19 protein-coding genes, 1 pseudogene and 1 riboswitch are annotated in these 23968 nt (G+C 69.8%); of the genes and pseudogenes, 7 read left to right on the top strand and 13 right to left on the bottom strand.

Translation table 11 applies throughout. The features are described 5' to 3' along the window. Nucleotides 1-59 precede the first annotated feature (59 nt). From BSP109_RS13245 to BSP109_RS13220, 6 genes and pseudogenes are all read right to left on the bottom strand, one after another. Nucleotides 60-1529, bottom strand: coding sequence for an acyl-CoA reductase (locus BSP109_RS13245; RefSeq protein ID WP_101601229.1), 1470 nt, complete (start codon nt 1527-1529; stop codon nt 60-62). Next, complete coding sequence (locus tag BSP109_RS13240) at nt 1526-2836, bottom strand: hypothetical protein (protein ID WP_101601227.1); 1311 nt, start codon at nt 2834-2836, stop codon at nt 1526-1528. The genes BSP109_RS13245 and BSP109_RS13240 overlap by 4 nt, the downstream gene beginning before the upstream one ends. 16 nt (nt 2837-2852) lie before the next feature. Continuing rightward, complete coding sequence (locus tag BSP109_RS13235) at nt 2853-4331, bottom strand: sodium:solute symporter (protein WP_101601240.1); 1479 nt, start codon at nt 4329-4331, stop codon at nt 2853-2855. Further along, nucleotides 4322-4429, bottom strand: a riboswitch (TPP riboswitch). It overlaps the preceding gene by 10 nt. A 217-nt stretch (nt 4430-4646) precedes the next feature. Beyond that, on the bottom strand, nt 4647-4922 hold the full coding sequence (locus BSP109_RS13230) for a type II toxin-antitoxin system Phd/YefM family antitoxin (protein ID WP_308297916.1): 276 nt from the start codon (nt 4920-4922) through the stop codon (nt 4647-4649). Nucleotides 4923-4945: 23 nt separating this feature from the next. Further along, nucleotides 4946-5377 (bottom strand): hypothetical protein, encoded by a 432-nt coding sequence (locus BSP109_RS13225; RefSeq protein ID WP_257944694.1) that lies wholly within the window; start codon nt 5375-5377, stop codon nt 4946-4948. A 191-nt stretch (nt 5378-5568) separates the two neighbouring features. After that, nucleotides 5569-6051: pseudogene (locus BSP109_RS13220) on the bottom strand (DDE-type integrase/transposase/recombinase); the annotation flags it as partial. Here BSP109_RS13220 and BSP109_RS13215 point away from each other — a divergent pair. Both BSP109_RS13215 and BSP109_RS13210 read left to right on the top strand, forming a co-directional pair. Next, nucleotides 6046-6555, top strand: a complete 510-nt coding sequence (locus BSP109_RS13215) for an IS30 family transposase (protein WP_101601221.1) — start codon at nt 6046-6048, stop codon at nt 6553-6555. The pseudogene BSP109_RS13220 and the gene BSP109_RS13215 overlap by 6 nt on opposite strands. Nucleotides 6556-6666: 111 nt before the next feature. Further along, a complete protein-coding gene (locus BSP109_RS13210; RefSeq protein WP_101601220.1) occupies nt 6667-7506 on the top strand; it encodes a serine hydrolase in 840 nt (279 codons plus the stop codon). An 80-nt stretch (nt 7507-7586) separates the two neighbouring features. On the opposite strand, the gene BSP109_RS13205 is transcribed toward BSP109_RS13210, so the two are convergent. Beyond that, nucleotides 7587-9920: a transketolase C-terminal domain-containing protein gene (locus tag BSP109_RS13205; RefSeq protein ID WP_101601218.1), complete on the bottom strand. Its 2334-nt coding sequence runs from the start codon at nt 9918-9920 to the stop codon at nt 7587-7589. A 316-nt stretch (nt 9921-10236) separates the two neighbouring features. Here BSP109_RS13205 and BSP109_RS13200 point away from each other — a divergent pair, with 316 nt between their 5' ends. The 4 genes from BSP109_RS13200 (at nt 10237) to adhP (ending at nt 15168) form a co-directional block, all read left to right on the top strand. Then, nucleotides 10237-10779, top strand: a complete 543-nt coding sequence (locus BSP109_RS13200) for an Lrp/AsnC family transcriptional regulator (RefSeq protein WP_256970210.1) — start codon at nt 10237-10239, stop codon at nt 10777-10779. 82 nt (nt 10780-10861) lie between these two features. Continuing rightward, nucleotides 10862-12292, top strand: coding sequence for a GAF domain-containing protein (locus BSP109_RS13195; RefSeq protein ID WP_101601216.1), 1431 nt, complete (start codon nt 10862-10864; stop codon nt 12290-12292). A 207-nt stretch (nt 12293-12499) separates the two neighbouring features. Continuing rightward, the gene (locus BSP109_RS13190) at nt 12500-14023 is read left to right on the top strand and encodes an aldehyde dehydrogenase family protein (RefSeq protein WP_101601214.1); all 1524 of its coding nucleotides are present in this window, start codon (nt 12500-12502) and stop codon (nt 14021-14023) included. 125 nt (nt 14024-14148) lie between these two features. Then, nucleotides 14149-15168, top strand: a complete 1020-nt coding sequence (gene adhP, locus BSP109_RS13185; protein ID WP_087005035.1) for an alcohol dehydrogenase AdhP — start codon at nt 14149-14151, stop codon at nt 15166-15168. Nucleotides 15169-15274: 106 nt separating this feature from the next. Here adhP and BSP109_RS13180 read toward each other — a convergent pair whose 3' ends face one another. The 3 genes from BSP109_RS13180 to BSP109_RS13170 form a co-directional block, all read right to left on the bottom strand. Then, nucleotides 15275-16720: a GntP family permease gene (locus BSP109_RS13180; protein ID WP_101601213.1), complete on the bottom strand. Its 1446-nt coding sequence runs from the start codon at nt 16718-16720 to the stop codon at nt 15275-15277. A 5-nt stretch (nt 16721-16725) separates the two neighbouring features. After that, nucleotides 16726-17391 (bottom strand): RraA family protein, encoded by a 666-nt coding sequence (locus BSP109_RS13175; protein ID WP_219618550.1) that lies wholly within the window; start codon nt 17389-17391, stop codon nt 16726-16728. Nucleotides 17392-17476: 85 nt separating this feature from the next. Further along, nucleotides 17477-18025, bottom strand: a complete 549-nt coding sequence (locus BSP109_RS13170) for a TetR/AcrR family transcriptional regulator (protein ID WP_101601209.1) — start codon at nt 18023-18025, stop codon at nt 17477-17479. 132 nt (nt 18026-18157) lie between these two features. Between BSP109_RS13170 and BSP109_RS13165 the strand changes: the two genes are divergently transcribed. Then, entirely contained in the window at nt 18158-19693 is a 1536-nt protein-coding gene (locus BSP109_RS13165) for an MFS transporter (RefSeq protein WP_101601207.1), read from the top strand. 27 nt (nt 19694-19720) lie between these two features. On the opposite strand, the gene BSP109_RS13160 is transcribed toward BSP109_RS13165, so the two are convergent. The 3 genes from BSP109_RS13160 to speB form a co-directional block, all read right to left on the bottom strand. Continuing rightward, nucleotides 19721-21154 carry a sodium:solute symporter gene (locus BSP109_RS13160; RefSeq protein ID WP_087005024.1) on the bottom strand — a complete coding sequence of 478 codons (1434 nt, stop codon included), beginning with the start codon at nt 21152-21154 and terminating at the stop codon, nt 19721-19723. A gap of 77 nt (nt 21155-21231) precedes the next feature. Beyond that, nucleotides 21232-22923, bottom strand: a complete 1692-nt coding sequence (locus tag BSP109_RS13155; protein WP_101601205.1) for a thiamine pyrophosphate-binding protein — start codon at nt 22921-22923, stop codon at nt 21232-21234. Further along, nucleotides 22920-23948 (bottom strand): agmatinase, encoded by a 1029-nt coding sequence (gene speB, locus BSP109_RS13150; protein ID WP_101601204.1) that lies wholly within the window; start codon nt 23946-23948, stop codon nt 22920-22922. The genes BSP109_RS13155 and speB overlap by 4 nt, the downstream gene beginning before the upstream one ends. Between the last annotated feature and the right edge of the window lie 20 nt (nt 23949-23968).

Here is a 23968-nt window from a genome sequence, read left to right as displayed (position 1 = left end):
GCGCAGCGGCCCCGCCAGACTCGCGGTGGCCGTCAGCCGTGTTGTCGTCAGCGCTGCCGTCATCCGCCGGACCGGTCGTCCGGGTCGTAGAGGTCGAGCTCCACATCTACGGATGGCTCGAGGTCCGTCCACGTCACGAGGTCGCCCAGCCCCGGTCGCCCGTCGTGGTGCCAGCCAGCTGCTGGCGCTCCCATCCGGCCCAGCGCGGCGATTCGATCCACGCCGGATGCCGCCAGCACCTCTGCGAACGCCTCCGTCCTGGCCGGTGCGCAGGCCAGGCCTGCCGACTGCACGATGCGCGTCACCCCGGCCAGGCCGCGACCGATCGCCGCCGGTTCGGTCACGGGGATGAGGCGCACGAAACGTCCCAGCGGGGACGCTTGGAATGGTGCATCGAGGGGCTCGACCGTGACAGCCCACGGGGAGTCGTCGCCGGCAGTCAGCAGGGAGCGTGACTCGTCGTCCCAGGTGGCGAACTCTGTCTCCTCTCGCGCGCTCGCCCAGCTTGCGGCCTCCTCGAGTGTGAGCGGTGCGCGCGGACTGCGGCGCTCGATCGTTGCGAGCTCCGTCGCGACAGCCGCGGCGAACACGTCGACGGGGACGCCCGTGTCCGATGCAGTCGTCTCGATGTACGCGACGTGTGGGGAGAGACAGGCCTGCTGGTCGTAGTGGGCGACGTCCCGGGCGAGCCTGCGGGCGGTCTCCTGGAAGCGGTCGGTGCGCAGGGCCTCGGCGGCGAGGACCGCAACACTCACCGTCGCGCCGTGCTCGATGAGTCGTATGCCTGCGGGTACGCGGGTGCGCAAATCCGCGAGTGCGGTCCGCGATCCCGTCGCGACGACGGCATCCGACCCGGCGAACGCGGCGGTCTCGATCGCGTCGTCCCCACCGGGCCACGGCAGGATGGCGAGGCAGGAGGCCAGGCTCGCGTCGACCTCGGCGACGGAGCGGGCGAAGAGCGAGGCGAACAGCGGCTCGCCGGAGGCGGGCTTGCCCAATGACGCGGACTTCACGAGCAGCCCGCAGAGCAGATCCCAGGCGGGCAGACCGGGCACATTGCCCGCGAAGACCTGCGTGAGGACGGCGGGACCCCGGGCTCGGCGGCGACCACCGGCCGGAGAGGGGCGGAAGCCGTCGAGGACGCCCGGATCCGGGAAGTCCTGTGCCAGGAACCGCAGGAGCCGATCGCGGCGGAACGTCGTGAGGTAGTCGCGCAGGGTGCGGCGCACATGCAGCGGCGCGTACCCGGTGAGGCGGGGGAGTGCGTCCTCCGCCGTGCGCCGCAGGGAGAAGTCCGGGTTCGCCCATAGTGCTTGGACGCGGCCCAGGGCGTCGACGATATCGAGCACAGGACGGTCAGCCAGGTGAGTTTGCTGGGCATCTCGCAGTCGCTCGGTGAGAGTGGTGACGAGCGCCGGGGTGGGTTCCGGCGCCTGCAGCGCGACGCCTCCGCGCGTGGATGTCGTCCACGTGAGGGCACTGTGCTCCGCGTCTGTGAGCTGCGGGAGGAAGGAGACGTCGAGGGTCATGGGCGGGAGGGCGGGACGGCCGGGGCGCGATTGGCACTGAGGACCTCGTCCAGTGCCAGTGAACACCCGCGGGCCTCTGCCCCTGCGGCTCGGCCGCGCAGGACCACGTCCGCAGTTCCCAGTCCTGGTGAGGTGTGGGCGCGGGCTGTCGGATCGGAGCCGACCGCCCAGCCGATATCGTCAGACAGAACGGCCAGGCACGAGCTCGCGTTCGCCAGGTCCAGGTGCAGCAGCAGGCCCGGCTCGCCGTGGGGGACTGGCGTGCGTGTCAGCGGATCGACCACGACCAGGCGCGCCCAATGGGGGACGATCTTCGCGCGCTCGCCCGGGGCTTCGTCGCCGGCCGGGGCCGTCGTAGCGGCTGTGGACGCGTCGGAGTCCGTCGCGGGGGTGGCGTGCGCTCGGTCTGCCGGACCTGTGCCCAGGGGCGTGCGGTCGTAGTACTGGGTACTGATCTCCGTCATGCCGTAGTAGTTCGCACAGTGATCCTCCGGCACGCCCAGCCGACCGCGGAACGCCTGGCGCAGGTCTTCGGCCGTCACTTCGCGCGACTTCCCCTTGAAGCCGCCGGTGTCCAGGACACGGGAGCGTGCAGGGAGCTGGAACGTCCTGTCCGCGTCGGCCATCGCGTCGAGGAGGTGGACGAAGGAGAACGACGTGCCCAGGACTGCCAACGGCTCGCCGGTCTCCTGGGCGTGCGCGAAGGCCTTCAGAGCTGCGTCGACGTCGAGTCCGTCCTCGCTCACGAGGTGGAGGCTGTCGGGAGTGCCCCGATGCTCGACGAGGGTGGAGAAGAAGTGCGCGATCGACGAATGCGGCGCCTGACCCCGTGGTGCGTTGAGAACGACGATGCGCATCCGGTCGCGACCCGCTGCGGTATCGTCTGCGAGCCCGCTCTGCTCCGGCAGGAACTGGTCGCGGAAGGCGCGCAGGAGCGAGGCGTCGTAGAGCGCCAGGTGCCGGTGGTGGTTGCGGCCTCGGCTGGCGGGGTCGGTGCTGCCAGAGGTCATGAAGACGGCGGCGGCATCCTTCTCTGGGACGGTCGTGAGAGTGAGGCGCTTGAACGCGGTCAGTGGCACAGCGGGGATCTCACTCCAGTGCCGCAGCCGGTCGGGTGTGGCCTTCCGGCTGCGGCAGTACCGCTGATACGCGGGGTTGGCCTCGAACTGATGGGCGAAGAGCCGCAGCGCCAGCGCGTCGAACGTGGCGGGGTCAGGCTCCTCGGACTGGATGAAGGCGAGGATGTCCGCATCGAGTGCTGAGAGATCGGCAGTGTCGTGGCTCGTGGAGTACGAGGCTGTCGTCATCGTGGAATCCTCTCGTTCAGCGATCGAGCAGGCCGGCTGCGGCGGGTGTGGTCGTGCGCGTGTCGCCTTGTGCTGGAGATGCGGGTCGGGTGAGGAGGCTCAGCACCAGCGTGACGAGCCCCGAGCCCAGGAGCGCGGCGGCGAACGGCCCCAGCGTCAGCCCGTCCGCGAACGTCGTGACGGCCAGCGCGCTCGCGGGGTCGAATCCGGTGACGACCAGCCCGTACCCGGCAGCGGACACGAGACCCGCGACCGCGCCGGTCAGCGCACCCGTCCGCGTCGTGCGGCTCCACAGCCCCAGGAGGACTGGCACCAGGGTCGCGGCGCAGAAGAGGTCCGCGATGAGGAAGAGCCGCAGGACGGAGAACCCCTGGAAGGCGATCGCTGCGGGGATGAGCGTCGCGATGACTGTGAGGACGCGCGCCCCCGCGACTCCCAGTCGTGGCGCGCGCACGGCGATCGCGGCAGCGATGCCATTCTGCAGCGTGTCCGCGGTTGAGGCGATGAGGGTGAGCGTGAGCACGAGGATCGCCAGGAGCAGCCACGTGGGCCCGCCCGCCACGAGCGCGAAGAACGGTGCCGGGGGAGACCCGGGATCCAGACCCAGGACTGTCGCGACGATGCCCACGCACCCGGCGGCGACGACGATGGGGAAGCGGGTGAGCGATCCCAGGACTGCGCCGCGGCGCAGTGCGGTGAGGTCGCGGGCGGCCCACACGCGCTGCCAGTAGCCGTTGTGGAACAGCGTCGTCGCGGTGACCGCGATGGCGACGGTGACACCGGCCTCGATGCCGGTCCAGTCGACGGTGAGGAATGCGGAGGCGGGCAGGGCAGGGGTGCTGGCCCCGGCCTCGGCGGTGGTCAGGGGTGCGGTCTCCAGCAGGCCCAGGCCGCGCAGGGCCAGCCACCCCCCGATGACGATGACGAGAGCGAAGAGCAGCCACGACTGCCAGCGGTCCGTGCCGATCGAGGCGCGCAGCCCGCCCACCGCGGTGTAGGCGGCGGTGACGGCCGCGACCGCGATGATGCCGATCCGGGGATCCAGGTCGGAGATGCGGCCCAGCACGCTGCTGACGGCGGTCAGCTCGGCCGCCAGCGCCGTGAACATGTAGAGCATCGAGATGAGCAGGACGTAGCCCTGCATGCCGGGACCGAAACGGAGGCGGACGAACTGGGCGAGGTCATAGCCCTCCGGCAGCAGACGGCGCAGGCGGCCACCCACCAGCAGGAGGCCCACGAGCGGCAGGACGACGCCCACCCCGTAGCCCACGGCGGCGGCGATCCCGCCGGTGGCGCCGACCTCGGGGGCGGAGAAGAGCATCCAGGAGCCCACGCCCGAGGCGAAGAACGACAGGCCCAGGGCCGCGCCGGACTGGGTGCCGCGGGCAACGGCGAATTCCTCGACGGATCGGTCCGCGCCCGTGCGCAGGCCCACCACGAAGAAGCTCGCCAGGGTGAGGGTGAGAATGAGTGCTGTGACAGTGGTGCTGAGCATCGACTTGTCCCTTCGCCGGCATTACCCGGACAGGTTCGTGCGGTCGACGGCCAGTCAGCCGTCCTCTCAGCCCGGTTCACCGAGCTCCCGCGTCTGTTGTTCGCCGTCGACTCTAGCCCATGGGGCGGGGACGTGGTCTATCAGGCACGATCGGGCACGTCGATCGTGCACGGGCGCGGCTGGCCGCTGTCAGCGGTAGACCTCGCGACGGTGACCGATGGCGAGCACCATGCGCTGCGCGACAACCCGGTCGAGCTTGCGCAACGACGTGAGGGCCGACTGCGAATACGTGATCTCGTATTGCACGAGCGGAGGTCAGAGATCGAATTCGGCCATCACGTCAGCGTGAGGTGTGCGCGGATCAGTTTCATTTCGGGCTTCTGCCGCGGCCCGGATGTCAGCCTGCTCCTCGAGCGCCTGCACAGCGCGGTCGTAGAAATCCGGCGACACGACGACTGCGCGGCTTCCCACGCCGCGTGACGTGATCTCGACCGGTTCGCGTTGCGCAGCAGCGATGTAGTCACTCTGACGCGCTCGGAACTGGGTGATCGAAGTCATGCCGACATGTTTCAACGTGTACAAGTTGTCCATAATGGTCATGGTGCAGCGAGGGTCTATCGGCGCGCCAGTGATCTCATCTGCGGCTCTCCGAGCGCCGTGTCAGAGACCTCTGCCGCGCTCCAGGTGAAGACGGTGACGGCGCCCACGACCATGGCGGCGAGCGCGCCCCAGTTGGTGAGCTTCTGCCAGTAGAGGCTCAGCACGATGATCGGGGCCTCGGGATCGCCCAGGTCGATGCCGCGTTGCTCGATGTACGCGATGCCGATGAGGCCCGCGAAGACCGCGCCGGACAGCGAGATGATCTGCCAGGTGACGCCGATCCGACGGGCGCTCGCCGCCTCCTGGGGCTTCCGCAGCGCGATGAACCGCACGGCGATGTGCGGCGGGCCGAAGTAGCCCAGTCCCCACGCCAGTCCGGAGAGCACGCCGATGACGGTGGCCGAGGTGAGACCGGTGCCGCCGAGCAATGTGTACGCCAGCGTCACGACGGTCAGGAGGATGGGACTGCCGCACAGATAGGTGACAGTTGGGGTGTCAGGCTGCGAGGGCCGCGGTGGGGTTCATGATGGTCTCGTATTCGATGGGGATCAATCGGCTCAGGCGGGGCTGTCGGCGGCGTCGGTGGTAGGTCCTCTCGGTCCAGGGGGTCTGCTGAAGGTTTAGTTGACTCAGGGGTTTATGCCGCCAGAGCGACGGCATCGTGGCTAACAGCCTCGTATTCGACCGGGGTCAGTTTACCCAGCCGCCGCTGTCGTCGACGGCGATGGTAGGTCCGCTCGATCCGGTGAATGATCGCTGCCCGCAACTCGTCGCGTGTGCCCCACGTGCGTCGGTCGAGCACGTTGTTCTGCAGCGTCGCGAAGAACGATTCCATCGCTGCGTTGTCCCCAGCTGCCCCGACTCTGCCCATCGAGGCGACCAGCCCGTGATGTTTCAGCGCCAGCTGGAATCTCCGAGATCTGAACTGGCTGCCGCGATCGGAGTGGACCACGCACCCAGCCACCCTGGAAACCCTGCCACGACTGGCCACAGCGTCATTGAGCGCCGCCACAGCCAAGCGGGACTTCATCCTGGAATCGACGGCGTACCCGACGATCCGGTTGCTGTAGACGTCTTTGACCGCGCAGAGGTAGAGCTTCCCCTCACGCGTGCGATGTTCCGCTGGGACCGACCTGACGAGGCTTTGGACCGATCGGTTCCTGGCCATTGGGAAGGCGATCTGATCATCGGGAAGAACGGTCACTCCGCGATCGGCACGGTCGTGGAGCGCCACTCGAACTACCTTCTCCTGGTCCATCTGGAGCCGACGAAGAACCGCGTCGAGGGGCTATCCGACGGGCTGGTGTCCAAGCTCGCAGAGTTGCCCGAGGCGCTCAAGCGCTCGTTGACCTGGGACCAGGGAACAGAGATGTACGCTCATCAACGCATCGCGCAGATGGCCGGTATCGACATCTTCTTCGCGGATCCTCATTCGCCGTGGCAGCGAGCGACGAATGAGAACACCAACGGTCTGCTGCGTCAGTACTTTCCCAAGGGCACTGATCTCAGCGTCCACAGCCAGATCGATCTCGACCACGTCGCCGATCAGATGAACCGCCGACCACGTCGGCGTCTGGAATTCGCGACTCCCTACGAAGTACTCTCAGACCACCTGTTGCGATGACCCACTGAAACCGCCCGCCCGGCTGGTCCGGATGTTGCGCTCTCGACGGGCGAACGCACCCATGATTGGTCGTCCACGCATCGCGGTCGCACGCACGCATAGGCTGGGCGCGTGGACAACGCGTTCGAGCACCTCACAGAACCCGCCGCCGAGGGCCCGGTCGCCTGGTCGATCGACGTGACCGACCTGCGGACGGGCGCCCCGCTGCTGCGGCACGAGCCCGACCGGGTGCTCGCGACGGCGAGCGTCGCGAAGGTCTTCCTGCTGCTCGAGACCGAAGCCCGCATCGCCGACGGGCGGATCGACCCCGTGGCGCGGCTGCCGATCCGGCCGGAACACGAGGTCGCCGACTCCGGGCTGCTCCACCTCTTCCGCGACCGGACGATCACGGTCGCAGACGCCTGCCTGCTCGTCGGTGCGGTGAGTGACAACCTCGCGACGAACGCTCTCACGGCACTCTGCGGTCTGGACGCTGTGCGCAGACTGTCCGCGGCCCTCGGCTTCGCGAGCACTGCGTTCCTCGACGTGATCCGCGACGAGCGGACGCCCGCGCACCCGTGGGCTCCCTCGTGCGGAACGGCGGCGGAGATCGCGCGCCTCTTCGCGATGCTCCATGCGGGGGAGGCGGTCTCCCGCGAGGTCTCCGCCCGCGTTCTGGCACATCTGTCAGCCGGCGTCGACGCGTCGATGGTCGCCGGCGGCCTCCACCTCGATCCGCTCGCGCACGGCGAGGCGGACGGCGGTGTCCTCCTGAGGCACAAGACCGGCCACGACGCCGGAGTCCGGGTGGACGCGGGACTCGTGACCGGTCCGCGCAGGGGAGTGGCCTACGCCGTCGGTGCGAACTTCTCGCCGGAGGCCGACACCGGTCCGCATGGCGTCCGCGTGGTCGTCGAGGACCACATGCGGCGGATCGGCGCGGCGATCAGGACCCACGTCCTCGACGGCTGAACCCGTCCCCGGCTGTACCGGGGCCCGTCCGCACCTGGTTCAGTCGGAGCCCGGCCCCGTCGCCAACCCGGCCCCCATCGTCACCGTCGCGCAGCGTCCAGCGCCGACCGCACGATCGCGTCGGCGTCGATACCGTGGTGCCGGTGCACGTCGCCGATGTCGCCGGATTGGCCGAACTCGCTGACGCCCAGCGCGACGTGCTCGACCCGGTTGATCGTCGCGAGGAACGACAGGCTGTGCGGGTGTCCGTCGAGCACGGTCACCATCGGCCGGGCGCGCGAGGCGGGGAACACCTGATCGAGGATCCACGAGCTCCCCGCCCGCTGGTCCGGTCGCCGCACGCTCTGCAGCGCGCGGAACAGCTGACCGGGGCTCGTCACGCACACGACGTCCGCGGCCAGACCCTGCTCAGCGAGACGGTCCGCGGCGGTCAGGACCTCCGGCATCATCGCGCCCATGCCGACCAGCGTCACCGCCGGCTCCTCCGCGATCCGCAGGAGGTAGCCGCCTTCGACCGCCTGCTCCCGCCGCCGCTGACGCGCCGCCGGGTCCGTGGGCACCGCGGCGAGCTCCTGGTCGATCCCACGGGTCGTCAGCCGCAGGTAGGAGGACATGCCTCCGGGCCTGCCCAGCTGCGAGATCGCGTGGAGCAGCGTCCACTCGACGTCCTGGGCGAAGGCGGGCTCGTACGCGAGCAGCCCGGGCACCTCGATCCCGGTCGACGGGGTCGTGATCGACTGGTGCGCCCCGCCTTCGGGAGCGAGCGTCACTCCGGACGGCGTGCCGACGAGGATCGACTGGCCGCCCGCGTACATGCCGAACGTCCACGGCTCCAGCGCACGATTGACGAACGGGTCGTACATGACGCCGATCGGGTAGAGCGGCTCGCCCCAGCGGCTCCACGTCGCACCGAGCTCACCCAGGAGTCCCACGAGGTTCGTCTCCGCGATGCCCAGCTCCATGTGCTGCCCGTGCGGGGACTCGTTCCAGTGGAGGATCGTCTCCTTGTCGTCCGCGAACCAGTTCGGAGCCTGCGAGGCGCTCCACGCTCCCACCTTGTTGACCCAGCCGCCGAGGTTCGTCGTCGACGACACATCAGGGCTCACCGTGACGACGCGACGAGCGGTGTCCGGCGACTGCCGGCTGAGGTCCATGAGCACCCGGCCCAGCGCTGCCTGGGACGACGACGTGCCGCGGTGCGGGCGCCCCAGGTCCAGGAGCGGTTCCGGCTCGGGGGCCGGAGGGAAGTCGGGTCGGGTGAGGCGCTGCGCTGCCTCTGCGACGGCTCGCCCCTCGGCGCTGTCCGGTGAGAAGCGCGACCAGGGGCTCGCGGGGTCCTGGCCGGACTGGACGGCGAACTCCTCGTACTCCTCCTGGCTGATGAGTGCGGAGTGGTTCTGCGGATGCCCGGAGCTCGGCAGCCCGTAGCCCTTGATCGTGTAGGCGATGATGACGGTGGGGCGTGTGTCGTCGATCCGGGCGAAGGCGTCCAGGAGGGTGGGGATGTCATGCCCGCCCAGGTTGCGGATCGCCGCGGTGAGGGTAACGTCATCGAGCGTCTCGATGAGTCCGCGCAGAGCCTCCGCACCGCCGTCGGGCCCGTCGCCGGGCAGCCGGTCGCGCAGCTCCTGCGGGTCGCACCGCAGCAGCCGCTGGTACTCCGGATTGGACATTGAGACGATGCGCGCGCGCAGCTCGGGACCGCCGGGCCGGGTGAACAGCTCTTCGAGGAGCGCCCCGAACTTCACGGGCAGGACCTGCCAGCCCGCGGCGTCGAACATCGCCTCGATGCGGCCGGCGGCGATGTCGGGGACCACCCGGTCCAGCGACTGGCGGTTGAGGTCGACGATCCACACGATCTCACCCAGGTGCTTGACCTCGGGATCGATCACGGCCTCCCAGATCGCGCCCTCGTCCAGCTCTGCGTCGCCCACGAGCGAGTACTGCCGGCCGCTGCCGACGGGGCGCAGCACGGAGTCGACGTAGCGGCGGGCCACGGCGCCCCAGATCGGAGCCGTCGCGCCGATCCCCACGGAGCCCGTCGAGTAGTCCGCCGGGACCGGGTCCTTCGAGCGGCTCGGGTAGGACTGGAGACCGCCGTACTGGCGCAGCGTCGTGAGGTGCTTCTCATCGAGCTCGCCCAGCAGGTAGTTGATCGCGTGCCAGACGGGACCCGCGTGCGGCTTGACGCTCACGCGGTCATCGCGGGTCAGCGTCGTGAACCAGAGTGCGGTCATGATCGACGCGATCGATGCGCAGGACGCCTGGTGGCCGCCGACCTTGAGCCCGCTCAGGTTGGGGCGGACACGGTTGGCGTGGTGGATGATCGACGTCGACAGCCAGAGGACCCTGCGGTGGATCTCTTCGAGGAGTGCCGGGTCGACCGACACGGGGGCGGCTGCGTGCGTGGGCACTGCAGGGGTGGCTGCCCCGTGGGTCTGAGAGTTGGGGTGAGAATGCACGATCTGCCTCCGGTGGCGAACGACGAACTGGTCCGAGGGCCCGTGGGGCCGCCGGTGGGTGTGCCGGCGAAAGGTGGACGGATCGTCCGGATGCTGTGCAGACGGGGTGTGTCGTGCAGGTGCCGATGCGGTTGCCCTCGACGTGTGAGCCACACAACCACGAAGGTGCAGAGTGCTCAACCCTGCTCTGTAGAAGTGAGCGGTATGCTCAGAATGAGAGTGCCGGAATGGGCGCACGCTGATGGATTCGATGAACAGGAGACCCGCTGTGGGAGACGGAACCGCGTCGGACCCGATGCCGCCGCGCCGTCGGCGCAGGCTGAGCGACGCCCTGGACGCGAAGATCCTCCTGGCACTCGTGGCGGACCCCCGTTCCACGATCGCAGGGCTCGCGCACCGCCTGAGCGTCGCCCGGAACACGGTGCACGCGCGGATGAACCGCCTCGAGGAGGAGGCGCTGCACCCCAGCGACCACCGCATCGACCCCGCAGCCCTGGGGTACCCCCTGCGCGCATACGTGCTCGCGAACCTCAAGCAGCGCCGCCTCGACGAGGTGGGGGAGGCGCTGTCGCAGGTCCCCGAAGTCCTCGAGGTCATCGGCATCACAGGCCCCGGCGACACCCTCATCCAGGTCGTCGCCCGCGATGCCGATGACCTCTACCGGGTCGCGGGGCGGATCCTCGCGATCCGCGGGGTGAAGCGCACCCGGACGCTGATCTCGATGCGGACGATGGTGCCCTACCGCCTGACGCCGCTCCTGACGCGGCTGCGCGATGGACGGCGCCTGGAAGCCTCACCCGAAGTCGACTAGTGTTCGCATCATCCCGGAGGGGCTCACATCCGGCCGATCGCAGTGACGCGACCGGCGGATCCGTACGCGAAAGGCCGCGAACATGAAGAAGGCTTCTTCGTCGGGCGCGGAGTACCTCGCCCGCGAGTATCAGCGTGAGGTGACGCGCGCGTTCGGGCGGCTGTCCGCACGCGCCTCGGAGACCGGCCTGAACACCGTGCGCAGCATCGTCACGGAATCATGGCAGCGGTCGCTGGGCGCACTGCCGCCGACGGGTCGGGAAGCCGCGTCGATGGGCATCGATCCGGACGAACTCGCCCGCCTGCGCAGCGAGGGGCCGCTGGCGAACGCGCTGCCGATCGTCCGCCGCCTCCTCATCGAACCCGCGCGGGACACCGGTCTGGTCGTCGCGATCGGCGATGCGCAGGGACGCCTCCTGTGGGTCGAGGGCGACCACTCTGCGCTGCGACGCTCCGAATCGATGGGATTCGCCGTCGGCGCCGACTGGTCAGAGACCGGCATGGGCACCTCGGCACCGGGGATCGTCGTCGCCACCGGGGAGTCCGCGGCCGTCGTCGGCGAGGAGCACTTCTCACCCTCCGTGCGCGAGTGGAGCTGCACGGCCGTGCCGCTGATGGATCCGCACACCCGTGCTCTCCTGGGGGTCCTCGACATCACCGGAGGATCGGAGGCGGTGTCCCCGCTCAGCCTTCCGCTCCTCACGGCCGCCGCCGCGGCGATCGAGGCGGAGCTCGCAGCCCAGCTGCCGGCCCCGTCACCGGAGGCGACCATCGCCGAGGCGCGGGAGGCGCTCGTGGTGACCGGCACCTCGCACGCGGGAGACGCGGGTGGAGCCGGCTTCCCCGTCTCGGGGATCCGGACGGCGCATGCGGCGCAGCCCGAGGCAGACGCTGCCGGACCCGTCGTCCGGGTCACCGGACCGGGCGCACCCGCGCTGATGAGCGGCGGGCGGGAACAGCAGATCGGCCTGCGGCACGCGGAGATCCTGACCCTGCTCGACTGGCACGACGACGGACTCACCGGGCCGCAGCTGGGCGAGATGGTCTACACCGAAGTGCCGGAGGCGGCGACCGTCCGGGTCGAGATGCACCGGCTGCGCCGGGTGCTCGCGGAGGCCTCGGCCGGTTCCATCGAGCTCGCGTCGCGCCCCTACCGCCTGGTGTCCTCAGACGGCGGCGAACGGCCGCCGCTCACGGATGCGCGGGCGGCCCGCGACGCGCTCGCGGACGGCGACGTCGACCGCGCCGTCCGACTCTGCCGGGGCGAGGTCCTGCCTCCGTCGTCCGCACCGGAGGCGGAGCGGATCCGCTCCGTGCTGTCTGCGGAGCTGCGCGAGGCGGTCATGCAGTTCGCCGACCACGACCTCCTCTGGACCTACCTGCGACGGCAGGACGCCCAGGACGATCAGGACGCGTGGATGCTCGCTCTGCAGCTGCTGCCCGCGGATGACATCCGCCGGGCGGCCGCCGTCGCGCGTCTGGATGCGATCGAGGCGGAGCTCGGCGCGGGCTGATGCCGCCGAGGCGACCGTTGGTGACGCCGATGGGGCGACCGCTGCTGACGCTGCTGAGGTGGCCGCTGCGGTCGGTGTGATCCACGCAACGTCCGTGCAACGTGGTGCCTTCTAGTGTGGAGTCACAGCCCGGCGGATCGGGCAGATTCGCACGACCGCCGCCGGGACACTCGAACGCACAGCGACGTGCAGAAGGAGGAGGCCGACATGGCCGTCTACGCACATCCCGGAACATCCGGAGCCCTCGTCGACTTCAAGCCCCGCTACGAGAACTGGATCGGCGGCGCCTGGACGCCGCCGGCCAAGGGCGAATACTTCGAGAACGTCACTCCGGTGACCGGCAAGGCCTTCACCGAGGTCGCACGGTCCACGGCGGAGGACATCGAGCTGGCCCTCGACGCGGCCCACAAGGCTGCGCCCGCCTGGGGCAAGACGACACCGGCAGAGCGCGCCGTGATGCTCAACAAGATCGCGGACCGGATGGAGGAGAACCTCGAGAAGATCGCGGTCGCGGAGTCCTGGGACAACGGCAAGGCGATCCGCGAACCGCTCGTCGCCGACATCCCCCTGGCGATCGATCACTTCCGCTACTTCGCCGGAGCGATCCGGGCGCAGGAGGGCGGCCTGTCGCAGATCGACGAGGACACCGTCGCGTACCACTTCCACGAGCCGCTGGGCGTGGTCGGCCAGATCATCCCCTGGAACTTCCCCATCCTCATGGCGGTGTGGAAGCTCGCCCCGGCCCTCGCTGCGGGCAACTGCGTCGTCCTCAAGCCGGCAGAGCAGACGCCCGTGTCGATCCTCGTGCTCATGGAGCTGCTCGCGGACCTCCTCCCGGCGGGCGTCGTGAACATCGTCAACGGCTTCGGTGCGGAGGCGGGCAAGCCGCTCGCCTCGAACAAGCGGATCTCCAAGATCGCGTTCACGGGTGAGACCACCACCGGTCGCCTCATCATGCAGTACGCGTCGCAGAACATCATCCCCGTCACGCTGGAGCTGGGCGGGAAGAGCCCCAACATCTTCTTCGACGACATCGCGCAGGAGAAGGACGCCTTCTACGACAAGGCGCTCGAGGGCTACGCGATGTTCAGCCTCAACCAGGGCGAGGTCTGCACGTGCCCGTCGCGCGCACTCATCCAGTCCAGCATGTACGACAGCTTCATGGCGGACGCGCTGGAGCGGGTGAAGGCGACGAAGCAGGGCGACCCGTTCGACACCGACACCCAGATCGGTGCGCAGGCGTCGAACGACCAGTTCGAGAAGATCATGTCCTACCTGGACATCGGCAAGCAGGAGGGCGCCAAGATCCTCACGGGCGGTGAGGCCGTCGATCTGGGCGGTGCGCTGTCGGGCGGGTTCTACGTGAAGCCGACCGTGTTCGAGGGGACCAACGACATGCGGATCTTCCAGGAGGAGATCTTCGGTCCCGTCGTCGCGACGACGCAGTTCAAGGACTACGACGACGCGATGAGCATCGCGAACGACACCCTCTACGGACTGGGCGCCGGCGTGTGGGCCCGCAGCGGGACGACCGCCTACCGGGCGGGGCGCCAGATCCAGGCCGGCCGCGTCTGGGTGAACAACTACCACGCCTACCCGGCGCACGCGGCGTTCGGCGGCTACAAGTCCTCCGGCATCGGCCGCGAGAACCACCTCATGATGCTCGACCACTACCAGCAGACCAAGAACCTGCTGGTGAGCTACAGCGACAACGCACAGGGCTTCTTCTGATCCTGCAGCGCTGACGCCGCAGCACACTCACGCAGCATCCGGGGCCGGGCGGTCCGCCGCCCGGCCCCGCCATGTTTCAAACCCCTGAACCACTCGAAGAAGAGCGACACACAAGGAGCAGGACCATGAACGCAATGCAGGCAGCGATCGTCGAAGACTTCGGACACGAACTGACAGTGGGGGAGACGCAGAAGCCCACACCCGGACGGGGCCAGGCACTGGTGAAGGTCATCGCCACCGGCGTCTGCCACACGGACCTCCACGCGCTGGAGGGGGACTGGCCGGTGAAGCCCAAGCTGCCGCTGGTGCCGGGCCACGAGGGCGTGGGCATCGTCGAGGAGCTGGGCGAGGGCGTCACGAACCTCGAGGTGGGCCAGATGGTCGGCAATGCGTGGCTCTGGTCGGCCTGCGGCGAGTGCGAGCACTGCCGCCAGGGATGGGAGACGCTGTGCGAGCAGCAGCAGAACGGCGGCTACTCCACGGACGGATCGTTCGGCGAGTACATGCTGGTCGACGCCCAGTACGCCGCGATCATCCCGGAAGGATCGGATCCCGCGGAGATCGCCCCGGTGCTGTGCGCCGGTGTGACGGTGTACAAGGGGCTCAAGCGGACGGAGGCGCGCCCCGGCCAGTGGGTCGTCATCTCCGGGATCGGCGGCCTGGGACACATCGCAGTCCAGTACGCGGTCGCCATGGGACTGCGCGTCGTCGCGGTCGACATCGCGGACGACAAGCTGGCGCTCGCGAAGAAGCACGGCGCGGAGGTCGTCGTGAACGCGATGGACGGTGATCCCGCCGCAGCCGTGCAGGAGGCGATCGGCGGCGCCCACGGCGTACTCGTCACCGCAGTCCACAAGGACGCCTTCGGCCAGGCGATCGGGATGACCCGCCGCGGCGGGACGATCGTCTTCAACGGGCTGCCGCCCGGTGAGTTCCCGGCCCCGATCTTCGACATCGTCCTGAAGGGGCTGACGATCCGCGGCTCGATCGTCGGCACGCGCCAGGACATGGTCGAGGCGCTCGACTTCTATGCGGCCGGCAAGATCCACCCGACGTTCACGAAGCGGCCGCTGGGCGACATCAACGCGATCCTCGATGAGATGAGGCACGGCAAGATCGACGGACGCGTCGTCGTCGAGTACTGAGCGGGACCGCCTCGCGCTCTGACCAGGAGCGGCGCACCTGCGCTCAGGAGCGCAGCGGCCCGGTGGAGGACGTCCTCCACCGGGCCGCTGCGCGTCGCAGGGCTCCTCACACGACGAGGCTCGCGAGCATGATGAGTCCGAGGGAGATGACGGAGGCGATGCACATCGGCAGGGTGAGGGTCTTGAGGGTCCCGAGTGTGGTCAGGCGCAGCAGAGGCTGGAAGATCCAGAAGAAGTTGCTGTTGAGCTGCATGCCGAAGAGTGCGCCGGACGAGGCGACCAGCGCGACGAGCACGGTCGGCACGTCGAGCGTGGACATGATGGGGGCCAGGATGCCGCCTGCGGTGATGATCGCCACCGTGGCGGAGCCCAGCGCGATCTGGAGGATCGCGGCGACTCCCCAGGCGATGAGCAGAGGGGCGAAGGCGCCGGCGGAGAAGTAGCCGCCGAGGATGTCCTCCAGACCTGTCTGCCCGATGACCGCGGCGAGCGAGCCGCCGGCGCCGGTGATGATGAGGACGATGCCGGACTCGCGGAAGCCCGTGCCGATGGCGTCATCGGCCCTCGTGCGACCGAGCGTCCTCCACGCCAGGAGATATGCGAGGACGAGTGCGGCGAAGATCGCGATGACCGGATCGCCGACGAATCCGAGGACCCCCTCGCCGGCACCGACCATGTCGGTCACGACTCCGGCGGCGACGAGCAGCACGGCGACGACGATCGGCAGCAGCGAGATCCGCAGCGGTGCCCTCGTCGCGACAGTCGCGTCGGAGGCGGCCGCGCCACCCGTGGTCGCCTCGCCACTCATGGTCTGTGCGCCACTCGTGGTCCCCGCGTCGCCGTGAGTGCCCGTACGGCCCGCCTCCGGGTCGTCCGCGGACGAGTCGGCCTCGACGTCGCCGAGGCCCACGAGCTCGTCCTTCTCCGGGTTCCACAGTCCGAACCGGAGGAGCTGGTTGTACACGAGCATCGTGAGCACCGCGGTGGGCAGGGCGAGGAGCAGTCCGGCGAAGAGCATGGTGCCGAGCGGCACGCCCAGCAGTCCGGCGATCGCGATCGCCGCGGCACCGGGGACGACGAAGACGAGGCCGACGTTGATGCCGACCGCCAGAGCGGTGCACATCTTCGCCATTCCGCCAGGGCCCAGCCGCGGAGCGAGGGAGCGCACGATCGGAGCCATGAGGACGAGGAGCACGTCGCCGTAGATCACCGGGAAGAAGACAGTGAGCGTGAGGCCGGCGGCGTAGGGGAGCTGCTTCGGCGTGAAGAGGGCCAGGAGTCGGTCGACGATGTTCTCGAGGGTGCCCATCGACGCGAGCAGAGATCCGAGGAGGACTCCCATGGCGATGATGAGGCCGACCTCGGCCATGATGTCGCCGAACCCGGTGGCGAGGGCCTCCGTGGTGCCGGTGAACCCGAGGCCGGCAGCGAGGCCCAGGTAGATGGAGCCCGCCAGGAGGGCGATGACTGCGTTGAGGCGGGCGCCCATGATGAGCAGGACGATCAGAGCGATCGCGATGCCGGTGTGGACGAGGACCATGACGTCTCCCATTGCGCTCACCCCCTGTCCGCTGCACGGTTGAAGAGCGCACGCGCTCCGCTGAGGTCCGAGAGGGACTCGCCCGCATCGATCCGGCGCTTCTGCTCCGGTTCGGCCGCCTCCTTCTCTGCGAGGAGCTTCGCGAGGCCCTCGACGGATCCGGATGGGAGCACCGCGAGTCCGTCGGAGTCGGCGAAGACGATGTCTCCGGGCCGGATGACGGAGCCGCCGATCGAGACGGGGACGTTGATGCTCCCCTCGAGCCCGAGCAGTCGTGTGGTGTGCGCCGCGGTGCCGTGGGAGTAGACGGGGAACCCGAGCTCGGTGACCTCGCGGACGTCGTTGACGGGTCCGGAGAGGACTGCGCCCACGGCTCCCTTCGCCTGTGCCGCGTAGCTGCCCATGCCGCCGAAGCAGGAGCGCGTATCGTCGCCGGACTGGTCGATGACGAGGACGTCGCCGCGTCGCAGCGAGTCGATGGCGATGTGGACTGCGGTGTGATCGATGTGGGGGATCTTCACGGTGACCGCCGGGCCCACGAACTTCAGAGGCCGGTACAGCGGGGACAGCCCGGTCGGGAACCCGAAGTCGGTGAGGTGGCCCACTGTCGAGACGGAGGTCTCTGCGAGTGCCTCCAGCACGTGGGCCGGCGGTGGTTCGGGGGCGTGATGTTCGACGAACACGTCGGGTCCTTCCAAGGGGCGGATGATCTGTTGAGCGTCGCGATGATCTGTCGAGCGTCGCGGGGGATCGCATACACGCCGAGCGTCAGAGCGGCTGTCCGCGCAGACGGTCGACGACGCGCAGCAGCGCTTCGGCATCGCGGTCCGCGTCCGTGGTGGCCAGGGCCGCGGTGGGCGAGTCGGCCGCGAGCGACGCGGAGTAGAGGCCGTCGCCCATGAGGAGGACCGCACGGGCGACGTCGTCGTCACCCACGTCGTCGGTGATGAGGCGCAGCCAGCGGGCTCGGATCTCCTGGAGGGCCTCCGTCACGCGGGAATCGGTGCCCAGGGACAGGCGGAGCGCTGCGAGCAGCGTCCGGTCGAAAGCGGAGTCGACCTCGGCAGACGTCCGCACGTAGTGGGCGGCGGATCCCTCCGGTGCGTCGCGCATCTCGTGGGCATCAACCTCCGCCCGCTCCTGCAGCCGTGCGATGAGCCCGTCGACCAGCGCGGCCTTCGACGCGAAGTGGTAGAGCAGGCCGCCCTTGGACACGCGTGCCCGTGCGGCGACGGCGTCGAGGGTCGCCGCGCGCTCGCCCTCGTCGATGAGGATCTCCTCGAGTGCATCGAGGAGTCCTTCGCGTGCCGTCGTCATGGGTGCGACCCTATCGGACGGGGGAGCGCGCCGACCGTGTGACGGAGCCCTCGCAGATACTGTACCGGCTGGACGGTATTGTGCTGTTCCGGGCCACCGCCCCCCCCCTTCCACACCTCACGACGGAGCCTCATGTCCGCCACCGCACCGCCGACGAACTCGACGACCAGCACCGCCCCCACTCTGACCGTGCGCCGACGATGGGCCGCGCTGGCCGTCCTCATGCTCCCGGTGATCCTCATCGCGGTCGACAACACCGTGCTGGCCTTCGCGCTGCCGGGGATCTCCGCGGCCCTCGCGCCGTCGGGGGCACAGCTGCTGTGGATCGTCGACGCCTACCCACTGGTCCTCGCGGGGCTCCTCGTGCCGATGGGGAGCCTGGGAGACGCCGTCGGTCGTCGCAGGCTGCTCATGATCGGCGGTCTGGGCTTCGCCGTCGTCTCCGCATTCGCGGCGTTCGCGCCGACCGCGGCCGCACTCATCGCCGCGCGCGCCGCGCTGGGGTTCTTCGGGGCGATGCTGATGCCCGCGACCCTGTCGATCATCCGCAACGTCTTCACCGATCCCACGGAGCGGCGCACGGCGATCGCGGTGTGGGCCGCCGGGTTCTCCGGCGGTGCGGCACTGGGCCCCATCGTGGGCGGAGTCCTGCTCGAGCACTTCTGGTGGGGTTCCGTGCTGCTGCTGGCCGTGCCGGTCCTCGTCCCGCTCCTGGCACTGGGCATGTGGTTGATCCCCGAGTCCAAGGATCCGGACCCCAGCCCCATCGACCCGCTGAGCATCGTCCTCGTGATGGCGACGATGGCCCCCATCGTGTGGGCCGTCAAGGAGGTCGCGTACGCGGGGGTGACGGGGACCTCGGCGGCGGCCGTTCTCGTGGGGGTGGTGAGCGGAGCGCTCTTCGTGCACCGCCAGCTGCGGCGCCCGCGTCCCATGCTCGACGTGCGGCTGTTCACCGTCCCCGCGTTCAGCGGAGCGCTGGCGGCGAACCTGCTGAGCGTGTTCTCCCTGGTCGGGTTCCTCTTCTTCATCTCCCAGCATCTGCAGCTGGTGAGCGGGCGCAGTCCGCTGGAGGCGGGACTCTTCCTGCTGCCGGGACTCGCGGTCACCGTGGTCGCGGGGCTCGCCGCCGTCTGGCTGGTGCGGGTGTTCACACCCGCGACCGTCGTCTCCGGCGGTCTGGTGCTGAACGCCGTGGGCTACGGCGTGATCCTGGTGAGCGGGCAGGCCGGATCCGACCTGGGTCTGCTCATCGCCTTCGCGATCCTGGGCGCCGGCGTGGGTATGGCGGAGACGATCTCGAACGACGTGATCCTGTCAGCGGTGCCGGCCCACAAGGCGGGGGCGGCCTCTGCGATCTCGGAGACCGCCTACGAAGGAGGCGCGGTGCTGGGCACCGCGGTGCTGGGCAGCGTGCTCACAGCCGCCTACCGCTCGCACGTCGAGGTCCCGGACGGTGTGTCCGCCGCAGACGCGACCACGGCGGGAGAGACGCTGGGCGGCGCGGTCGAGGTGGCGGGCACGCTGCCTGGCCCTCTAGCCGCGGATCTTCTCGAGTCCGCCCGCAGCGCCTTCGACTCCGGAGTCGTGGTCACCTCGTCGATCGCGGCGGTCCTCATGCTCGTGGCCGCGGTGATCGCCGGACTGACCCTCCGGCAGCGGCGCTGAACCAGGGGCAGAGCCGCTGAACCGCTGTCAGCGGCGCAGCCGCTCGTCCCAGGCCGCCAGCACGGGCTCCGGCGTGGGGCGCGAGGCCAACGAGCCCACGAGGTAGGCGACGATCGAGGCGGCGAGGCCCAGGTAGATCGGCGAATCCGCGAAGATCCCCGCGACGATCATCATGACGACCGTCGTCACGGTGCCTGCGATCATGCCTGCCAGCACGCCCACGATCGTCCCGCGGCGGAACACGAGACCGCCGATGATCGGGATGAGCAGACCCGCGACCAGGATGTTGTAGGCGACGGTCAGCGCTTCGACGACGCTCGGCATGACGAGGGCGAGCCCCATGCTCGCGATGCCGAAGACGACCAGCCAGATCCGTGATGCTCCGACCCGGTCCGCGGACTCGTCGACGCCGCCCAGGTCCTGGGCCGCTCCGGTCCTGCGCGCTCCCCACTGCTCGACGACGTCCTGGCGGAACACCGTGGAGCCTGCGATGAGGGCACCGGAGGCCGTCGACATGACTGCGGCCAGCGCCGCGGCCAGCACGAAGCCGGCGAGCAGAGGCGCCATCGAGTGGTCGACCACGGCGGTGAAGACATCGTCGCTGACCTCGATGCCGGGCACCAGCACCTGGGCGGCGGTGCCGATGAGTGCCCCGGCGACGGCGTAGAGCAGGCAGTAGAGACCGGTCGACAGTCCCGCCCAGCGGGCGACTCCGGGGGAGCGGGCGGTGAAGACGCGCTGCCAGATGTCCTGACCGATGAGCAGGCCCAGCGTGTAGATGAGGAAGTACGTGAAGATCGTCGACCCGCCGATCGCCACGGGGTCGAACGCGTCCGGGCCCAGCGTCGCGCCGATCTCTGAGAACCCGCCCGCCTGCACGATGACGATGGGCAGGAGGATCAGGAAGATGCCGATCGTCTGGATGACGAACTGCACGAAGTCCGTCAGCGTGATCGACCACATCCCGCCGAGCATCGAGTAGATGACGACGACGGACCCGCCCAGCAGGATCGCGGGGATCCTGTCGATGCCCAGCAGGGCGTGGAAGATGCTGCCGTAGGCCACGGTCGAGGTCGTGGCGATCATGAGCCCGTACGCGGACATGATGATCCCCGACACCTGGCGCGAACCGCGGCCGTAGCGCAGCTCGAGCATCTGGGAGACGGTGTAGATCTCCAGCCTCTGGATCTTCGGCGCGAAGAAGAGGCTGAGCGCGATGATGCCCAGGCCGATGCAGAAGACCAGCCACATGCCGGACAGCCCGAACTCATAGCCCAGGCCCACGCCGCCCACTGTCGAGGCGCCGCCCAGCACGACGGCGGCGAGGGTGCCGGTGTACATGAGCGGACCCAGGCGACGGCCCGCGACGAGGTAGTCCTCCTGGCTGCGCGTGCGGCGCATCCCCCAGATGCCGAAGCCGATCATGGCGGCGAGGTAGATGAGGACGACTGCGATATCCATGCTCGGAGTCCGTTCGCTTCCGGGACCGGCGTACCGGTCGGTCAGGTATCAGATGAGGAGGGCGGGCCGGACGGGGATCAGGCGTCGACGCGGACGTGGACGACGGTCGGCCGATCCGCGGCGAGGGCGGCCCGGATCGCATCCGGCAGGTGCTCGTCGAGGTCCGTGAGCCCGACCGTGCTCCCGCGCGCGCCCATGGACTCGCCCAGCAGTGCGAAGTCCGGCCGATGGAGGCGGACGGCGAAGGGGCTGATGCCGCGCTCCACCATCTGGTGCTCGATCTCCTCGTACCCGCCGTTGTCGACGATCACGAAGGGGATCGGCAGCGCCAGTTCGACCGCCGTGACGATCTCCTGGATCGCGAACATCGCCGCGCCGTCGCCCACGATGCACACGACAGGGCGATCGGGTGCCGCGAGGCGACCGCCGATCGCGGCGGGGATCCCGTAACCGAGCGTCGCGTAGCCGGGCATGTAGAGCAGCTGATCCGGCGTCCGGGCGACGAGGGCGTGGACGGACCCGTCGTAGGTGACGCGCGAGGAGTCGCCGGAGACGATGACGTCGTGGCCCGCGGCCTCCTGCACGAGTGCTGTGACCCGGGCGCCGATCTGAGTCGCGTCGAATTCGCGCGCGACCTCCCGTCGCAGAGCCGCGGCGCGGTCCGCTCCGTTTTCGCGGCTGCCTGCGGGGATCCGGCTGTCTGCGCCGCTGCCGGTTCCCACGCCGGTGCGACTGCCGAGGCGTGCGAGGAGTCCGTCCGTGAAGGAGTGCGCGTCGCCCAGGACGAGCACGTCGCCGCGGAGGTTCTTGTGCAGCTGGTCCGGGTCGATGTCGCAGCGGATCACCGTCTGCGAGCTGTCGTCAGCGCCGGACTGCTCCTGGACGCCGATGAGGCCGCCCCACAGGTCCGAATCGGCGATCTCCGTGCCCACGACCAGCAGCACGTCGGCATCCCGCGACGCCTGCTGGACCGACGGCCAGCGGACGTTCGCGCCGAGCGCCAGAGGGTGCGTCTCGTCGAGGATGCCCTTGCCGTTCGCCGTCGTCGCGACGGGTGCGTCCAGCGCCTCGGCGAGAGCCGTGATCTGCGCGGAGGCTCCGCGTGCCCCGCCGCCCGCGATGATGAGCGGGTGGACGGAGGCGGCCAGGGCCTCGGCGGCGGTGTCCACCGCGTCCTCATCGAGGGGACGCGAGCGGGGAGGCCAGGGGGCTGCGGTCGTGCCGTGCCACCCGCCCTCGAGCACGTCCAGCGGGACCTCGATGTGGACGGGCCCGGGACGGGCTCCGGCGAAGAGCGCGAAGGCGTCCGCGACGGCCTGGGCCGCGCCCTCGGCCGTCCGCGTTCGATGCGCTGCGACCAGCAGGTGGCTGAGCGCGCCGGAGGAGTCCTTGGTCTCGTGCAGCATGCCGACGTCGGCCCGCTCCAGTCCCGTCGGCACGCCGGGGGACAGGATAAGCATGGGACGTGACTCCGCGTATGCGGTCGCCGCCGCTGTGATGACGTTGGTGAGGCCCGGGCCCGAGGTCGTGAGGACGACGCCGGGACGTCCGGACACCACGTAGTAGCCGTCAGCGGCGTAGCCGGCGCCCTGTTCGTGGCGCGGTGTGATCGCGCGGATGCCGAACCGGTCGAGGTGCCGGTAGAACTCGAGGTTGTGCGTGCCGGGGATGCCGAACACCGTGTCGACGCCGTGCGCGGCCAGAGCCGCGACGACGGCGAGCCCGCCGTTGGAGTATGCCTGGTCAGTCGGGGTGGTCCGGTCGTTCATCGCGCGTCTCCTTCCGAGCGCAGATGCTCTGCGACGGGGCCGCCGACCGCGGTCCGCCCCTGCTTCGCACCGGCCCACAGTGACAGGATCTCAAAGCCCAGCTGTGCGGCGGCGAGGCCCGTGACCTCTGCGTGGTCGTATGCGGGCGCCACTTCGACGATCTCCGCGCCCACCACGTTGAGGCCCGCCAGCCCGCGGACCGCGTTGAGGAGCTCGCGATTCGTGAGGCCGCCGGTCTCCGGTGTGCCGGTGCCGGGTGCCGCCGCGGGGTCCAGCACGTCGATGTCGATGGACAGGTAGACGGGTGCGTCGCCCAGTCGTGTCCGCATCCGCTCGACGATCCGGGACAGCGGCTGGAACTCGAAGTCATCCGACCGGATCACCTGGAACCCCAGCACGCTGTCGGACTCGAGGTCCTCCTCGCCGTAGAGCGGGCCCCTGATGCCCACGTGGAGGCAGCGCTCGAGGTCGAGGAGGCCCTCCTCGCTCGCCCGGCGGAACGGGGTGCCGTGCGTGTACGGCGCTCCCATGTACGTGTCCCACGTGTCGAGGTGGGCGTCGAAGTGCAGCACGGCGATCGGGCCGTGGGTCCGGTGCACGGAGCGGATGTTCGGCAGCGCCAGCGTGTGGTCGCCTCCCAGGGTCAGCAGCTTCGCGCCGTCGGCGCGCATCGCGTCCGCGTTCTGCTCGACGTCGGTGATCGCGGCTTCGATGTCGAAGGGGTTCACCCCCAGGTTGCCGCAGTCCGCGACCTGCTGGGCGTGGAAGGGGCGGACGTCGACGGCCTGGTTGTAGGGCCGCAGGAGCTTCGACGAGGTCCGGATGTGGTCGGGGCCGAACCGGGCTCCGGGACGGTAGCTCACACCCGCATCGAACGGGACTCCGAGGATCTTCACGTCGATGTCCGCGTCCGGACGCGCCGCTTCGACCTCGTCGAGGCGGGGGAGGAGGCCGAAGGTCGGCGGTCCTGCGAAGCGGGGGGTGGCGCTGTAGTCGGCGGGGCCCAGGGGCTGATCGTCGGACATGGTCCTCCTCGTGGGTGGAT

This window comes from Brevibacterium sp. Mu109 (assembly GCF_900169375.1).
Lineage (GTDB): Bacteria > Actinomycetota > Actinomycetes > Actinomycetales > Brevibacteriaceae > Brevibacterium > Brevibacterium yomogidense_A.
Note: the sequence above shows the minus strand (reverse complement) of the source record. Positions and strands in the feature narration are given on the sequence as shown.

Excerpts from the sequence above, each read along its gene's own strand:
- BSP109_RS13245 (WP_101601229.1), bottom strand. The coding sequence starts at position 1,529 with ATGACCCTCGACGTCTCCTTCCTCCCGCAGCTCACAGACGCGGAGCAC.
- BSP109_RS13240 (WP_101601227.1), bottom strand. The coding sequence starts at position 2,836 with ATGACGACAGCCTCGTACTCCACGAGCCACGACACTGCCGATCTCTCA.
- BSP109_RS13235 (WP_101601240.1), bottom strand. The coding sequence starts at position 4,331 with ATGCTCAGCACCACTGTCACAGCACTCATTCTCACCCTCACCCTGGCG.
- BSP109_RS13230 (WP_308297916.1), bottom strand. The coding sequence starts at position 4,922 with ATGGACAACTTGTACACGTTGAAACATGTCGGCATGACTTCGATCACC.
- BSP109_RS13215 (WP_101601221.1), top strand. The coding sequence starts at position 6,046 with ATGTTCCGCTGGGACCGACCTGACGAGGCTTTGGACCGATCGGTTCCT.
- BSP109_RS13195 (WP_101601216.1), top strand. The coding sequence starts at position 10,862 with ATGAAGAAGGCTTCTTCGTCGGGCGCGGAGTACCTCGCCCGCGAGTAT.
- BSP109_RS13190 (WP_101601214.1), top strand. The coding sequence starts at position 12,500 with ATGGCCGTCTACGCACATCCCGGAACATCCGGAGCCCTCGTCGACTTC.
- adhP (WP_087005035.1), top strand. The coding sequence starts at position 14,149 with ATGAACGCAATGCAGGCAGCGATCGTCGAAGACTTCGGACACGAACTG.
- BSP109_RS13180 (WP_101601213.1), bottom strand. The coding sequence starts at position 16,720 with ATGGGAGACGTCATGGTCCTCGTCCACACCGGCATCGCGATCGCTCTG.
- BSP109_RS13170 (WP_101601209.1), bottom strand. The coding sequence starts at position 18,025 with ATGACGACGGCACGCGAAGGACTCCTCGATGCACTCGAGGAGATCCTC.
- BSP109_RS13165 (WP_101601207.1), top strand. The coding sequence starts at position 18,158 with ATGTCCGCCACCGCACCGCCGACGAACTCGACGACCAGCACCGCCCCC.
- BSP109_RS13160 (WP_087005024.1), bottom strand. The coding sequence starts at position 21,154 with ATGGATATCGCAGTCGTCCTCATCTACCTCGCCGCCATGATCGGCTTC.
- BSP109_RS13155 (WP_101601205.1), bottom strand. The coding sequence starts at position 22,923 with ATGAACGACCGGACCACCCCGACTGACCAGGCATACTCCAACGGCGGG.
- speB (WP_101601204.1), bottom strand. The coding sequence starts at position 23,948 with ATGTCCGACGATCAGCCCCTGGGCCCCGCCGACTACAGCGCCACCCCC.